The organism is Methylobacterium sp. R2-1 (genome assembly GCF_014191355.1).
In the GTDB taxonomy this organism is placed as follows: Bacteria; Pseudomonadota; Alphaproteobacteria; order Rhizobiales; family Beijerinckiaceae; genus Methylobacterium.
On sequence record NZ_JACHWM010000001.1, the window covers coordinates 291919 to 307167 of the forward strand.

The window sequence follows — 15249 nt, forward strand, 5'->3', positions numbered from 1 at the left end:
TCGCTGACGCTCGCAAGGACGGGAAAGCGCCCCGCACGCACAGCTCGCATTCTCGAAGAAGCGACAGAAGAAAAATGCCCGCCTATCGCTCCCGCACCACCACCCACGGCCGCAACATGGCCGGCGCCCGCGGCCTCTGGCGCGCCACCGGCATGAAGGATTCCGATTTCGGCAAGCCGATCATCGCGGTGGTGAACTCGTTCACGCAGTTCGTGCCCGGTCACGTCCACCTGAAGGACCTCGGCCAGCTGGTCGCCCGGGAAATCGAGCAGGCGGGCGGTGTCGCGAAGGAGTTCAACACCATCGCGGTCGATGACGGCATCGCCATGGGCCATGACGGGATGCTCTACTCGCTGCCGTCGCGCGAGCTGATCGCGGATTCGGTCGAGTACATGGTCAACGCGCACTGCGCCGACGCCATGGTGTGCATCTCGAACTGCGACAAGATCACCCCCGGCATGCTGATGGCTGCTTTGCGCCTCAACATCCCGGCGGTGTTCGTCTCCGGCGGGCCGATGGAGGCCGGCAAGGTCGTGATGAACGGCGTCACCCGCAAGTTCGACCTCGTCGATGCCATGGTGGCGGCCGCCGACGATCGGGTCTCGGACGAGGATGTCGCGGTTATCGAGCGCTCGGTCTGCCCGACCTGTGGCTCGTGCTCCGGCATGTTCACCGCCAATTCGATGAACTGCCTCACCGAGGCGCTCGGCCTGTCGCTGCCCGGCAACGGCTCGACGCTCGCGACGCATGCCGACCGCAAGCGCCTCTTCGTCGAGGCCGGACACCTCATCGTCGATCTCGCCCGCCGCCACTACGAGCAGGATGATTCCAGCGTGCTGCCCCGCTCCATCGCGTCGATGGCCGCCTTCGAGAATGCGATGACGCTCGACATCGCCATGGGTGGCTCGACCAACACGGTGCTGCACCTGCTTGCCGCCGCGCATGAGGGCGAGGTGCCCTTCACCATGGCCGACATCGACCGCCTCTCGCGCCGGGTGCCAGTGCTGTGCAAGGTAGCGCCTGCGGTGGCCGACATCCACATGGAGGACGTGCATCGGGCCGGCGGCATCATGGGCATCCTCGGCGAGCTCGACCGCGCCGGTCTGATTGACCGCTCGGTCGGAAATGTCGGCTCGGGCACGCTGGGCGAGGCTTTGAATCGTTGGGACGTGAAGCGGACCCAGAGCCCCTCGGTGCAGGAATTCTTCCGGGCCGCGCCGGGCGGCGTTCCGACCCAGGTCGCCTTCAGCCAGGCCTCGCGCTGGGACGAACTCGACCTCGACCGGGAGGCGGGTGTTATCCGCGACGCCGAGCACGCCTATTCCAAGGACGGCGGCCTCGCGGTGCTCTACGGCAACCTCGCCGAAGACGGCTGTATCGTGAAGACGGCGGGCGTCGATGCCTCGATCCTCACCTTCACCGGCACGGCCCACGTCTTCGAGAGCCAGGATGCAGCGGTCGACGGCATCCTCAACGGCCGGGTCAAGGCCGGCGAGGTGGTGCTGATCCGCTACGAGGGCCCCCGTGGCGGCCCCGGCATGCAGGAGATGCTCTACCCCACGAGCTACCTGAAATCGAAGGGTCTCGGCAAAGCCTGCGCACTGGTCACCGATGGTCGCTTCTCCGGCGGCTCCTCAGGTCTCTCCATCGGTCACGTCTCGCCGGAGGCCGCCGAGGGCGGGCTGATCGGCCTCGTCGAGCAGGGAGATCGAATCGAGATCGACATCCCGAACCGCCGCATCCACCTCGCCGTGGACGAGGCCGTGCTTGCCGAGCGTCGCGCCGTTCGCGACGCGGAAGGCTGGCGCCCGGCCAGCCCTCGCAAGCGCAAGGTCAGCACGGCGCTTCGCGCCTACGCCATGCTCGCCACCAGCGCCGCCAAGGGGGCGGTGAGAAAGATCGAGGAATAGGCCGGATACGGTTCTCGATCACGCCACGCTCCTCATGCCGAGGCGCCCGCGAAAGCTCGGCCCGTCAGCATGAGGAAGGAGGTGCCGTTTCAGGAATGCGGCGGCTCTTTCTCGCGCATCGGGCACAGATCGCGCATAGACACGTTCTCAGGCGGAGCTTCGCTCCGGACGGGACTATCGCCGATGCAGATCGCCACCCCTTACCTGATGTTTCTCGGCGACGTGCCGGATCAGCTCGCCGCCAAGACCGCCTACGGCATCAACGACTGGCGCCCGGAATGGTGCGTCGGCCAACTCCGGATGGAGGGCTGCGCCGCCGATCTCAGCATTCCCGACCTGACGCTGGAGCAGGCGGTCGCCAAGGGCTGCAAGACCATGGTCGTCGGCGTCGTCAATGCCGGCGGTGTGCTGCCCGAACATTGGGTCGAGGAGATCGTCGCCGCCCTCGATGCGGGGCTCGATGTGGCGAGCGGGCTGCATGTGCGTCTCGGCTCGATTGCCCGAATCGCCGAAGCCGCGGAGCGCAATGGCCGTGCTCTCCACGACGTCCGACACACCACGGAGACCTTCCCCACCGGTAAGGGCACGAAGCGTCCGGGGCTGCGCCTGCTCACCGTCGGCACCGATTGCTCCGTCGGCAAGAAGTACACCGCGCTCGCCCTCGAACGCGGCATGCGCGAGCGCGGCTTCGACGCCGATTTCCGCGCCACGGGCCAGACCGGCGTGTTCATCTCCGGCCGGGGTGTGGCCATCGATGCGGTGGTGGCCGATTTCATCTCCGGCGCCGTCGAGTGGGTCGCGCCCGCCGCCGAGCCGAATCACTGGGATCTGATCGAGGGGCAGGGATCGCTGTTCCATCCCTCCTTCGCCGGTGTCAGCCTCGGCCTGCTGCACGGGGCGCAGGCCGATGCCTTCGTCGTCTGCCACGAGCCGACCCGCACGCGGATGCGCGGCGTCGAGGCCAGCCTGCCGACGATCCAAGAGGTCATCGACCTGACCATCCGCTGCGGTTCGCTCACCAATCCCGGCATTCGCCCCGTCGGCATCGCCGTGAACACGCAGGCGCTTGCCGAGCCGCAGGCGCGCGCCCTGCTGAGCGAGGCGGAAGCCGTCCATGGCCTGCCCGCCACCGATCCCGTGCGCTTCGGCGTCGAGGGGATCGTGGATCGGATCGCCGCCGAGTTTCCGGTCTGAGGGAGAGCTGCCGATGCCGCGTCTGACCGTTGCCGTCGAGCGCTTCCCCATCGCCGGATCGTTCACGATCTCCCGCGGCAGCCGCACCGAGGCGGTCGTCGTCGTCGCGACCGTTGAGGACGGTGCCTTTCGGGGCCGCGGTGAGTGCGTCCCCTATGCCCGATACGGTGAGACGGTCGAAAGCGTCGCCGCCGCTCTCGAAACGCAGGCTGCGTGGATCGCCGATGGGGGAGGGCGCTTCGATCTGGTCGGGCGGATGAAACCGGGTGCCGCCCGCAATGCCCTCGACTGCGCTCTGTGGGATCTTGAGGCGAAGCGCACCGGCACGCCCGCCTACGAACTCGCCGGCGTCGCTGCGCCGGTGCCGGTCACCACCGCCTACACGCTGAGCCTCGGTGATCCCGAGGCGATGGAGGAAGCGGCCCGCGCGGCGGCGCACCGGCCGCTGTTGAAGGTAAAGCTCGGCGGCGAGGGTGATCCCGAGCGGATCGCCGCGGTGCGTCGCGGTGCGCCCGAATCCCGTCTCATCGTCGATGCCAACGAGGCGTGGCGGCCTGAGACGATGCGGGACAACCTCATGGCCTGTGCCGCGGCGGGCGTCGGCCTGATCGAGCAGCCGTTGCCGGCGGGCGAGGACGGGCTTCTGGCCGAGATCGACCGCACGATCCCGATCTGCGCCGATGAAAGCCTGCACGACCGTGCCGGGCTCGATGCTCTGGCCCGGCGCTACGACGCAATCAACATCAAGCTCGACAAGGCCGGCGGTCTTACTGAAGCGCTGAAGCTCGCACACGAGGCGCGGGCGCGCGGCTTTGAGATCATGGTCGGCTGCATGGTCGGCTCATCGCTCGCCATGGCGCCGGCGATGCTGATCGCCCACCACGCGGCCTACGTCGATCTCGACGGGCCGCTGCTGCTCGCCCAGGACCGGCAGCCGGCCCTGCGTTACGAAGGCAGCACGGTCCATCCGCCACTGCCCGAATTGTGGGGCTAGCATCGTCCCGAACGGTGGCCGCCGGCTTTCGAATAAAGACGATGCTCTACATCCCCGTGGCGCTTACTGCACCGAGTGGAGTGCGAGCGACGGCGCCACGGCTTCGTTCAGCCGCAGGCGGGCATCGAGGATCGGTGCCGCCGGCTCGTCGGCCTGCTGCTGCGCGAGGTCGGCGATGGCCTGATACTGGCTCAGGCGCCGATCGATCATGCCGTCGAGCTTCTCGTGGACTTCCGCCACGGTCAGGCTGCGGCGCTTGGCCCCTTCCTTCGCGGTGAAAATGGCGCGGTTGGCGCGCGCTGCGCGGCCGAAGGCGGCCGTGGCGACCTTGTCCGGATCCTCGGCGCTGAGCGAGAGAAACTTGCCGGCGCTTGCGGTGCCGAGGAAATGCGCGAGGTAGAGTTCGGTGGTCTTTAGTTCCCGGCCGATCCGGGCCTCGATCCGGCTGCGGTCGCGCTTGATCAGCTCGCCCGCCATCAGGCCGGAGACGTAGGGGTCGTTACGCAGCTCGAGCACACGCTTGCGCGTCGCCGCATCGGCGATGGTGATGCCGGCTCCACGCCCCTTCACGGCAGCAGCCTCATCGGCGAGCCCATGCTTGGCGCCGTACTGGCGGATCATCTCCAGCCACGTGCCGGTGACGAACTGGAACAGACCCTGCGCCGAAGAGGCGGAGGACTTCACGTTCGTGTCAAAGCTCGATTCCTTGTCGGCGAGCGCCATCATGTAGACCGGATCGACGCCGGTCACCTCGGAGGCCTTCAGGATCGTCTCCACGAGGGGACGCGGCACGCTCATGTCGCCGAAGCGCAGGATCTCGTCGTCGGTGTCCGAGCGCGGATTCGTGAGCGACGCCTGCAGGCGCTCGATCGGGGCAGTCAGTCCGCCATCCTGGCCGAGCAGCGCAGTGCCGCCCCACTCCGCTTCCGCACCGGCCGGGCGGAGGTCGGCACGCACCATCATCGGGATCGATACCGAAGCACCTGCGTTCTCATAGGCCGACACGGTCTGCGGCGCAGCCATCAGCAGGGTGACACTGGCGGTCACGGCGGCGAGGCTGCGCACGAGCGGCGAACGACCGCGCGACGGGCGCGGGGTGGCCTCGTGGCTGGCGTTGGACCCGCAAGGCACGAATCGGCTCACGTCGTCGGCGCAGGGCGCCGGCTCCGGGTAAACCCCCATCGGTCTTCCTTGTTGATGCCTCGGCGTTCTTGGGTGCCGGGCTTTGTTTTGACCGGCGGAGGTTTCGCCGCCGGGTGTGACCACAATGGGACCACCTCGTGATCCAAACGTGATCCCGTTAATGCTGCGTTAAGCCATTGTGTTTACGATATTTTAACCAATCGATGCAGGTCAGGCCGAAGCCTGCCTGCGGCAATGATGGCAAGGTCGGCACTGGAACGCTCTAGGTCGGTCACAGTTGTCATGGGCCGCGCGGCGGCCAGTTAGGGCTCATCCTGAGACGTCAGCGCCACCACAGCAGAAAGATCGAGTTCCCATGGGCATTCAGACCGGTCGACGCGTCGGAGTGGCGTTCGTTGGCATGGGCGGTGCAGTCGCAACGACGGCCATCGCCGGCATCGAAACCATCAAATCGGGTTCGAACCGTCTGGATGGTCTGCCGCTGGCGGGTGTGCCCGTCGCCGGTATGGCCGATTATAAGGATCTCGTCTTCGGCGGCTGGGACCTGAATGGCGACGATCTCGCCTCCGCCGCCACCGGTCACGGCGTGCTCACCCGCGAGGACATCGAGAACGGCGCCCAGGCCCTCAAGGGCATCACGCCCTGGCCGGCAGTGGGCTCGGCCAAGTTCTGCAAGAACATCGATGGCGGCAACCGCATCGTTGCCAAGGACCATCGCGAGACCGTCTCGGTGATCGCCAACGACCTCAACCGTTTCCGCAGGGAGAGCAATCTCGACGAGGTCGTCGTCGTCAATCTCGCTTCAACGGAGCGCTGGCCCGATCTCTCCGTCCCGGTCCTCAACTCGGCCGAAGCCTTCGAGAAGGGGCTGGATTCGAGCGACGAGTCGATCTCGCCCGCGATGCTCTACGCCTACGCCGCCATCAAGAGCGGCGTGCCGTACGCGAACTTCACCCCCTCTATCGCCGCCGACGTGCCGGCGCTGATGGAACTCGCCCGTGAACTCAACGTGCCGGTGGCTGGCAAGGATGGCAAGACCGGCCAGACCATGATGAAGACGGTGCTGGCCCCCGCCCTGAAGGCGCGCCAGCTACACGTGGACGGCTGGTTCTCGACCAACATCCTCGGCAACCGCGACGGCCTCGCGCTCAACGATCCGAGCTCGCTCCAATCGAAGCTCAACACCAAGGGCACGGTGCTCGATTCGATCCTCGGCTACCCGGTCGAGGATCACTTGGTCCACATCCACTATTACCGCCCGCGCGGCGACGACAAGGAAGCCTGGGACAATATCGACGTCACGGGTTTCATGGGTCAGCGCATGCAGATCAAGGTGAACTTCCTTTGTAAGGACTCGATCCTGGCCGCGCCGCTCGTCATCGAGATCGCCCGCGTCCTCGATCTCGCCAAGACCCGCGGCGACGGCGGCGTGCAGGAGCAGCTCTCGACCTTCTTCAAGGCGCCGATGGTGAAGAACGGCCACGGGCCGGAGCACGATTTCGGCAAGCAGCAGCGCATGCTGTTCGATTGGCTGGGCGTGCAGCAGTAAGGTCTTGCGCCCGTGACGGGTTTTTCCGAAGCCGGGCCGGCAGCTCCCGTCGCGATGCGGGAACTGCTGGTCGAACTCGGCGATCTCAAGCGCATCCGCTCGGCGGGACGCACCGGCTCGATCGCCGAGCGTCTGTTCGCGCAAGGATGGTCGGCACTCACCGGTGGCGCCGCGCCGGAGACCGTCGCCCTCGACATCACCGCCAAGGCGCTCGCCGCGGCACGGCTCTGCGACCTGGACGCAGCCTTCCTCTCGGCCGCCGGACTCGATGCGGCACAGTCGTCCGACGTACTGGCCGCAGGGCTCGATGCCGTGTCAGGGCCGGTCGATGCCGGGCTTCGCGATCGGCTGCGGGCCTGCCTGCGCGAGCCCACCAGCCTGCCGGCCGGGCCGGTGCCCGGCTTCGTCACGGCCCTGGCGCAGCAGCCGCGGGCCGGGGTGACCTGCCCCGGCAAACCGCGCATCTTGCTGGAGCCGCCGGAGAACCATGCCGAGCACTGCCTCGTCGTGGCAGTCTACGGCGTGCTGCTCAGCCCGTTCTACAGGGCCGATCCGGCCACGGTCTTCCTCGCGGCGATGGCGCACCACTTCCACAATGCGGCGATGCCGGATGCCGGCTTCACCGGCGAGATGCTGCTCGGCGACCATCTCTGGCCGATCGTCGGGCGCTGCTCGGAATGGGCGTTGGAGGAACTGGAGCCGCCGCTGCGCGAAACCGTCCGTGCCGCCCGCCTCGTCCTCCCGGATGACGCGACGGCAGAGGGACGCGCCTTCCACGCCGCCGACTCCATCGACCGCGTCCTGCAGATCGCCCAGCACCTGCGGGCGGCCTCGCTGACCATGGATACGGTGCTCGGCGAGATGGAACTGGTCCATGCCGGACCGGTCAAGGCTTTCCAGGATCGCGTTCTGACCGATATGCGCATCCCGTGACGTTTCGTGCTGTCCGGCAGATTCCAGGATCATGATCCCCTTCGATCTCCTCTCGCCGGAGACCGGCCACCGGCTCAAGGCCGACGGCGCGCATGCCCTGCGCGACGTCGAGACCGGGGCGCGCTGGCCGGTCATCGACGGCATCCCCTATCTCCGTACCGGCCGCGACAGCCTCGTCGCGGCCACGCTCGACCATCTCGATCATAACCGGGAGCAGGACGCCCTCGTCCTCCTGCTCGCCGACCAAGACGATTGGTGGACCGGTCCGCCGGCCGATTCCGACGCCCTGCGCCGGCTCGTCCGCGAGCGCGAGAGCGCCTCCCTACGGCAAGCCGTGGATTGGCTCGGCTGGGGCCGCGTCGGCGATTACTTCGTCAACCGCTGGACCGATCCCACCTTCCTGGCGGGTCTGAGCCTGCTGGAGGCCCACTGGAACAGGCCAGTCTGTGCCTTCGAGCTCGCCTGCGGCATCGGCCATTACCTGCGCGAGCTGAAACGCCGCGGCGTCAAGGTCGCGGGCGCGGACGTGGTCTTCGCCAAATTGTGGGTCGCCCGGCACTGGGTGGTGGGCGAGAAGGCGCAGCTCGTCTGCTTCGACGCGTCATCTGCGCACTGGCCGATCCCCGAGGCGCCGGTCGATCTCGTGATCTGCAACGACGCCTTCTACTTCCTCGACGACAAGCCCGGTATTCTGTCCTGCCTGCGCCAGACCGCCGGAGAGGAGGGCTGGCTCGCCCTCAGCCACATCCATAACAGCGGCCGTCCGGGCTTCTCGGCCGGCAGAGCGATCTCCTCGGCCGAGATCGAGGAGCTGTTTCCCGACGGGCTCGTCTACGACGACGCCGAGTTGACCCGTGCCCTGGTCGAGGCCCGCGCGCCGCAGCCGCGCGAACCGCGTGATTTGCAGACCTGCGAAGCCTTCTCCGTCGTGGCCGGCCCCGGCATGCGCCCCGCGCCCCGCGCCCTCGTCGACGGCATCACGCTGCCGCCGCCCGGCGCGGCCCTGCATCTCAATCCGCTCTATGCACCCGACGACGGGGGATTTGCCATTCACTGGCCGTCGGAGCGCTACGAGGCGGAATACGCGCCGCACGCGACCTACCCCCTGCACTCGGACGGCCCGGAGGCCATTACCTGGGATGGCAAACCGGATGCGCCCGAGGCGGCGCGGGTGCGCCGTCGCGAATACGTCGATCTGCCGGAGCGCTGGTGATGGGAGCGAGCGTCGGCTGGGGCATCGTCGGCTACGGCTGGGTTGCCCGCGACTACATGGCGCCCGGCATCCGCGCCGCCGGGCACCGTCTCGTCGCCGTGGCCGATCCGGGCGAAGCTTCACGTAAAGCGGCACAAGCCGAGGGTGCGCGGGCCCATGCCGAGCTCGCCGGCCTCATCGCCGAGCCGGAGGTCGAGGCGGTCTACGTCGCCACGCCGAACCACCTGCATCGCGGCGCGGTCGAGGCGCTCTGCGCCGCCGGCAAGGCGGTTCTCTGCGAGAAGCCGATGGCGGCGTCCCTCGTCGATGCGGAGGCGATGGCGGCGGCAGTGCGCAGGTCCGGCGCCTTCTACGGCACCGCCTTCGACCAGCGCCATCACCCCGGCCACCGTGCCATGCGCAGCCTGATCCGCGAGGGCCGGCTCGGCACCGTGACGGCTGTGCGCATCGTCTATGCTTGCTGGCTCGACCGGGCCTGGACCTCGTTTCGGGGCCAGGACAACTGGCGCATCGATCCGGCCCAGGCTGGCGGCGGCGCGCTGATGGACCTCGCGCCCCACGGCATCGACCTCGTCGATTTCCTCCTCGGCGAGCCGATCACCGAGATCGCAGCCATGACCCAGGCGCGTGCGCAGGACTACGCCGTCGATGACGGCGCTCTGCTGATCGGCCGCACCGAGTCGGGCGTGCTCGCTCAGCTCAACGTCGCCTACAATTGCCCCGATGCGCTGCCCCGGCGCCGGCTGGAAGTGGTCGGCACGAAGGGCTTGCTCACCGCCACCGACACGATGGGACAGACCGCGGGTGGCCGCGTCACCTTCACCGACGGAGCCGACGGCCGGGCCGAGGATATCGCCTTCGATCGCACTGCCTCGCCCTTCCTCGAACAAGTGCGCGCCTTCGGCCGTGCGCTACGCGATCCCGAGGCGCGAACCGCCTGGGATGCCGAGCGCGACCTTCACACCATGCGCCTGATCGCCCGCGCCTATGCGGCGGCCGGCACACCGGTTGGCCGCGACGCGGCCTGACGACGAACGTGGAGGAGACCGGGCGACAAGTTCGGTCCGCCGCTGCTGATGGGACGGAAATGACAGCGACCGACGCCCTCGACCGGGACGACCGCGCCCACCACCCGAGCCTCGCGGCGCCACGCCCCTATCGCCGCGGCGCGGCGCGCCGGATCGAGGGGCTGCCAGAGCGGCTGCCCGAGGCGGTGCGCGCCTATCTCGACGTCCTGCCGGAGGGTCGCGTCGTCGGCTTCAACCTCGCGGGCCTCGACCGCACCGGCATTCCGGTCTGGTTCGTGGCGCTCTTCCTCGATGACCCGTTCTATGTCGGCGCCATGCCCTCGGGGATCGGCTACGGCGCCACCGACGACGAGGCGCTGATCGGCGCAGTGGCCGAGATCGCCGAGAACCTGATGCCCTCGGTCGCCTTGCTGCCGCGGAAAGGCGACAATCAGGCGGCCATCTCCTACAACGACCTCGTGCGCGTCTACGGCGCGTCCTCCGTCGCCGACCCGCTGACGCTGTGCCTGCCGGCAGGCTCCCCCGTCGGCCGCGACACGCCGCTCGATTGGACCAAGGCGGTCCGGGTGCGGACCGGTGAACCCGTCTGGATGCCGCTCGACATCGCCGCAACCGACTATTTCGAGTTGCGCCGGGGCTATCAGCCCTTCACCAACCTCATCACCAACGGTCTCGGCGCCGGGCCGGACGTGGAGTTCGCCCTCGGCCACGGCCTGCTCGAGCTGCTCCAGCGCGACGGCAACGGATTGCTGTTCCGGGCCCTGGACCAGGGCGTGATGCTCGATCTCGGCGGGATCGGCCCCGAGACACGCGGGATGCTCGACCGGCTGGAGAGCCTCGGCATCCGTGCCCTGCCGAAATTCGCCACCGACCAGTTCGGCCTCACCAATCTCTACGTCGTCGGCTACGATGTCGATCCGGCCCGCACCCCCGCGCCGATCGCGCTCTCGGCCTGCGGCGAGGCCTGCGACCCGGATCGGGAGCGGGCCCTGCGCAAGGCGCTCCTCGAGTTCCAGGCGGCCCGAGTCCGGAAAACCTTCGGGCACGGTCCCCTAGCCCTGGCCGATACGGTGGCCCCGCCCGGCTATGTCGAGGCCTTCATCCAGAAGGCGCTGCCGAGCCTCGACCTCGAGGAGAGCCGCGCCCTCCAGGCCATGCTCGCCTGGATCGACATGCCGGCTGCCGAACTGCGCGACGTCCTGAGTCGGACGGTCTATTCCGAGAAGAGCACCAAGGCTTTTTCGGAACTGCCGACGACGCCGGCACCGGACGGTCACGCGCGCGGAAAAATCGCCCGCGAGCGGTTGGAGGAGGCGGGATTCGACGTGCTCTACGTCGATTGCGCGCCGCCCGGCGGCGAGATCGGCGTGGTCAAGGCGATCGTGCCGGGGCTCGAAGTCGAGACCATGAGCTACTACCGCATCGGCGAGCGCAACACGCAGAAGCTCATCGAGCGCGACCATCCGCTGATCCGCTTCGGCACACCGACCGACACGCTCCTGCCCGTTCGCCTGACGCCCGAGGCGATCGAGCGCTTCGGCGGCCAGCCGCTCTTCGATACGGCGCTGGCGGAACAGATCGTCGGATCGCACTACCCGCTGTACCGCGAGCCGGAATCGCACCACGCGCCGTTCCGCTACGAGCGCCAGGGCCGCCGGGCCGAGCGGAGGTCGGTATGAGCCTGCGCTTCGCCTACAACACCAACGGCACCGCCCATCACCGCATCGAAGACGCGATCCGTCTCATCAAGGATGCGGGCTATGACGGCGTGGCGCTGACCCTCGACATCCACCACCTCGATCCCTTTGCCGACAACTGGGTGATCGAGGCCGACTGCATCGCCAGTATCCTCAACCGGCTCGGACTCGGCTCGGTGATCGAGACCGGCGCGCGCTTCCTGCTCGACCCAACCGCCAAGCACGAGCCGACGCTCGTGACCGCCGACGCGGCCGGACGTGCCCGGCGGGTCGATTTCCTCAAGCGGTCCATCGAGATCGGTAGGATCCTGAACTCCGAGGCCGTCTCGTTCTGGGCCGGCGTGCCAAAGTCCGGCGTTCACCGTGACGAGGCACGCGGCTGGCTCGCCGAGGGTCTGCGCGAGGTCGCCGACTTCGCCGCCGAGAAGGGCATTGTCGCGGCACTCGAACCCGAACCCGGCATGCTGATCGAGACGCTCGACGATTTCGCCGGCCTCGACGTGCCGGGCCTTTCGCTCGCCCTCGATACCGGCCACTGCCTCGTCACGCAGGAGCGCGACCCGGCCGCGGCCGTGCGCGAATTCGCGCCCCGCCTCGGCACGGTGGCAATCGAGGACATGAAGCGGGGCGAGCACATCCACCTGCCCTTCGGCGAGGGCGACATGGATGTGCCCGCCGTGCTTGATGCACTCGACGCGGTCGCCTTCCCAAAACTCGTCTGCGTCGAGCTGTCGCGCGATTCGCACCGGGCTGACGTGATGGTAGGCCAAGCCCTCGAATACCTGCGCACCTGCCGCCGTCCCGGTGCCGGCCTGCCGCCGCCGGAAACCCCGGCGCGCGAAACCGCGATCCCGGGGCTACCCCATCCATGAGACTCTGCTTCGTCAGCCGCCGCTACTTCCCGGCGATCTCCGGCATGAGCGTCTACGCCCAGAACCTCCTGCGCGAGGTGGCGGGGGCCGGCCACGACGTGACGATGATCTCGCAGTATCGCGGCGACGAATTCGGCACGCGGGTCTATGGCGGCGGCCCGCCGCCGGCGGTGCCGGGCGTGCACGTCATCGGCCTGGAACAGAAGGGCGAACAGGAGAACGGCGACTTCGAGCGCGATATCGACGAGATCGTCGAGACGATTCTCGCAGAGCACGCCAGACAACCGTTCGATCTGCTGCACGCGCAGTACGGCTACCCGACCGGCTGGGCGGTCCTTCTTGCGGGCAAGCGCCTCGGCGTGCCGACCGTCGTCTCGATCCAGGGCGGTGACGGCCACTGGGTCGGCTCCTGCTGCGAGACCCATCGCCGCGCGATGGTCGAGGTGCTGGCCCATGCCAACGCCCTGCTGATCGGCGGCCAGTCCTTCGTCAAGGAAGTCTGCGACCGGCTCGGCTCCGACCCCGCCCGCTTCACCATCGTCCCGGGCGCCGTCGATACCGCCCGCTTCACCCCCGGTGAGCGCTTCCAGGCCGAGCTTGAGGACGAGGAGCCGGTGCGGCTGCTCTATCACGGCCGGGTCGATCGCCGAAAAGGCGTGCTCGATTTCCTCGATGCCCTGGAGCGGCTGTGGGAGGCCGGCGTGCCGTTCGATGCGGCGATCTCCGGGATCGGGCCGGATGTCGAGGCTGCCCGCGCGAAGGCCGACGCCATCGGCTTCACCTCGGCCCAGGTCCGCTTTACCGGCTACGCCGATTACGACACGGTGCCCGACCTCTACCGCGATGCGGACGTGTTCGTCTCACCGACCTATGCGGAGGGTTTCTCGAACACGATCCTGGAGGCGATGGCCGCCGGGCTCGCCGTGGTCTCGACCCACTCGGTCGGCGTCTCGGACTGCCTGCGCGACGGCGAGAACGGCCTCCTGGTCACTCCCGGCGACGTGCGCGGTCTCACCCAGGCGCTGCGGCGGGTGATCGAGGACGAGGATCTGCGCCGGAGCCTCGCCGAGAGCGGGCTCGAGGAATGCCGCCGGGTCTATTCATGGAAAGCCGTCGGCCGGCAGATCGTGGGGGTCTATGAGCGGGTCGCCCGCGAGCGGCCGCAGACCGATTTCCCCGATACACTGCCCATCGATCCGGACTGCCGCTTCCGCAAGGAGCCGCACCTGCTGTGACGCGCACCGCACTCGCCATCTCGCCGCACCTCGACGACGCGGTCTTCTCGGCCGGCGGCACCCTGGCGCGGCTCGCGGCGCAGGGCTGGCAGGTCGTGATGGCGACGGTCTTCACCGCCTCGGTCGCCAACCCGCGCGGCTTCGCCCTTGCCTGCCAACTCGACAAGGGTCTGGCGCCGGAGGTCGATTACATGGCCCTGCGCCGTGACGAGGATCGTGACGCAGCCCGTGCGCTCGGCATCGACGCGCCGGTCCACTTGCCGTTCCGGGAGGCGCCGCATCGCGGCTACGCTTCGGCGCCGGAACTCTTCGCCGAGCTCCGCCCTGACGACCGGATCGGAGCGAATCTCGCGGACGCTTTCGAGCGGCTGGTGGCCGATACCGGGCCCGACCTGATCCTGGCGCCGCAGGCGGTGGGGGGGCATGTAGACCACGTGCAGGTGGTGCGCGCCTTTCGCGGCGCGCAGCCGCCACTGCCGGTGCTGTGGTGGCGCGATTTTCCCTACACTGTCCGCACCACCGAGCCGAAGGAGCCACTGCGGGCGATCTTCGCGCATCTTCCCGTACAGGTCGTGCGGCTCGATGCGGAGGCCGAGCGGTGCAAGGCGGAGGCCTGCGCGGCTTACGCCTCCCAGATCGGCTTCCAGTTCGGCGGCCCGGACGAGCTGCAGGCCCGTCTGGCGGCAGAGGACGGTGTCGAACGCTTCCGCCTCCAGGGGCGCCTCCCCCCTAATCTCCGCGATGCCGGATTCCTCTGACGCGCCGAAGAGCCTGCGCGACCCCGCTGTCCTCGATGCGCGCCGGGCGATGGCCGATGCGCCGCACGTCCGGCCCCTGCGCGCCTTCGCGCGATCGATCGCCGCCGAGCGCGGCGCCGAAGTGCCCGATCCCGATCCTCTCGACGGCGGCGTGGAGGCGCGCCTGCTCCTTCTTCTGGAAACCCCAGGTCCTTCGATCGGCCGCACCGGCTTTGTCTCCCGCGATAACGCGACCGGCACCGCCGCCAACCTGTTCCGCTTCCTCAACGAGGCCGGCATCGCGCGGCGGGACACGCTGATCTGGAATGCCCTGCCTTGGGTGATCCACGCGCCCGGCGCCCTCAACCGCGCCCCACGCCGCACGGAGGCGGCAGCTGCCGTGCCCTACTTCGCGCCGCTGCTCGCACTCCTGCCGCGGCTCGCCGTGGTCGTTCCGGCAGGACGCTTCGCGCGGGAGGCGGTCGCGCCGCTCTCCGCCCGGCGGCCGGATCTGCCGGTGGTGCCGATCCCGCATCCGAGCCCGACCTATGTCTGCACGTCGCCCAGCGTGCGAGAGCGCATCCGGGTGGGACTGGCGCAGGCGGCCGCTTATCTCGCGGCGGCGCCTTAACGGCCAGGCTACCGTGATTTCAGCCGCATTCCCGGTGCAGGGTAGGTCGGTAGCCGTCGTCCTTCGCTGGCCTTTGGCGATCGAAGCACCTAAATGCCCGTGGGCGGTTCGGG

The 15249-nt window shown here is 68.7% G+C and carries 13 protein-coding genes; 12 read left to right on the forward strand and 1 reads right to left on the reverse strand.

Annotated elements, in window-relative coordinates:
• Positions 1 to 74 precede the first annotated feature (74 nt).
• From ilvD to dgcA, 3 genes are all read left to right on the forward strand, one after another.
• The gene (gene ilvD, locus FHU13_RS01600) at positions 75 to 1910 is read left to right on the forward strand and encodes a dihydroxy-acid dehydratase (RefSeq protein ID WP_183434105.1); all 1836 of its coding nucleotides are present in this window, start codon (positions 75 to 77) and stop codon (positions 1908 to 1910) included.
• A 183-nt stretch (positions 1911 to 2093) separates the two neighbouring features.
• On the forward strand, positions 2094 to 3104 hold the full coding sequence (gene dgcN / locus FHU13_RS01605) for an N-acetyltransferase DgcN (protein ID WP_183434106.1): 1011 nt from the start codon (positions 2094 to 2096) through the stop codon (positions 3102 to 3104).
• A 13-nt stretch (positions 3105 to 3117) separates the two neighbouring features.
• Positions 3118 to 4098, forward strand: a complete 981-nt coding sequence (dgcA, locus tag FHU13_RS01610) for an N-acetyl-D-Glu racemase DgcA (protein ID WP_183434107.1) — start codon at positions 3118 to 3120, stop codon at positions 4096 to 4098.
• Between the two features lie 63 nt (positions 4099 to 4161).
• Here the strand turns inward: dgcA and FHU13_RS01615 are convergent, their stop codons facing one another.
• Complete coding sequence (locus FHU13_RS01615; protein WP_183434108.1) at positions 4162 to 5280, reverse strand: transglycosylase SLT domain-containing protein; 1119 nt, start codon at positions 5278 to 5280, stop codon at positions 4162 to 4164.
• A gap of 316 nt (positions 5281 to 5596) precedes the next feature.
• Between FHU13_RS01615 and FHU13_RS01620 the strand changes: the two genes are divergently transcribed.
• Genes FHU13_RS01620 through FHU13_RS01660 form a run of 9 tightly spaced genes read left to right on the forward strand, consistent with a single transcriptional unit; the run spans position 5597 to position 15136 of the window.
• Complete coding sequence (locus FHU13_RS01620) at positions 5597 to 6790, forward strand: inositol-3-phosphate synthase (RefSeq protein WP_183434109.1); 1194 nt, start codon at positions 5597 to 5599, stop codon at positions 6788 to 6790.
• A gap of 54 nt (positions 6791 to 6844) precedes the next feature.
• The gene (locus FHU13_RS01625; RefSeq protein ID WP_183434294.1) at positions 6845 to 7723 is read left to right on the forward strand and encodes a hypothetical protein; all 879 of its coding nucleotides are present in this window, start codon (positions 6845 to 6847) and stop codon (positions 7721 to 7723) included.
• Positions 7724 to 7754: 31 nt separating this feature from the next.
• Positions 7755 to 8936 (forward strand): bifunctional 2-polyprenyl-6-hydroxyphenol methylase/3-demethylubiquinol 3-O-methyltransferase UbiG, encoded by a 1182-nt coding sequence (locus FHU13_RS01630; RefSeq protein WP_183434110.1) that lies wholly within the window; start codon positions 7755 to 7757, stop codon positions 8934 to 8936.
• On the forward strand, positions 8936 to 9964 hold the full coding sequence (locus FHU13_RS01635; protein WP_183434111.1) for a Gfo/Idh/MocA family protein: 1029 nt from the start codon (positions 8936 to 8938) through the stop codon (positions 9962 to 9964). Before FHU13_RS01630 ends, FHU13_RS01635 begins: the two co-directional genes overlap by 1 nt.
• A 59-nt stretch (positions 9965 to 10023) precedes the next feature.
• Positions 10024 to 11643: a YcaO-like family protein gene (locus tag FHU13_RS01640; RefSeq protein ID WP_183434112.1), complete on the forward strand. Its 1620-nt coding sequence runs from the start codon at positions 10024 to 10026 to the stop codon at positions 11641 to 11643.
• The gene (locus tag FHU13_RS01645) at positions 11640 to 12533 is read left to right on the forward strand and encodes a sugar phosphate isomerase/epimerase (RefSeq protein WP_183434113.1); all 894 of its coding nucleotides are present in this window, start codon (positions 11640 to 11642) and stop codon (positions 12531 to 12533) included. Before FHU13_RS01640 ends, FHU13_RS01645 begins: the two co-directional genes overlap by 4 nt.
• Entirely contained in the window at positions 12530 to 13768 is a 1239-nt protein-coding gene (locus tag FHU13_RS01650) for a glycosyltransferase family 4 protein (RefSeq protein WP_183434114.1), read from the forward strand. Before FHU13_RS01645 ends, FHU13_RS01650 begins: the two co-directional genes overlap by 4 nt.
• Positions 13765 to 14526, forward strand: a complete 762-nt coding sequence (locus FHU13_RS01655) for a PIG-L deacetylase family protein (RefSeq protein ID WP_183434115.1) — start codon at positions 13765 to 13767, stop codon at positions 14524 to 14526. Before FHU13_RS01650 ends, FHU13_RS01655 begins: the two co-directional genes overlap by 4 nt.
• Positions 14510 to 15136, forward strand: a complete 627-nt coding sequence (locus FHU13_RS01660; protein WP_183434116.1) for a uracil-DNA glycosylase — start codon at positions 14510 to 14512, stop codon at positions 15134 to 15136. Before FHU13_RS01655 ends, FHU13_RS01660 begins: the two co-directional genes overlap by 17 nt.
• The last annotated feature ends 113 nt before the right edge of the window (positions 15137 to 15249 follow it).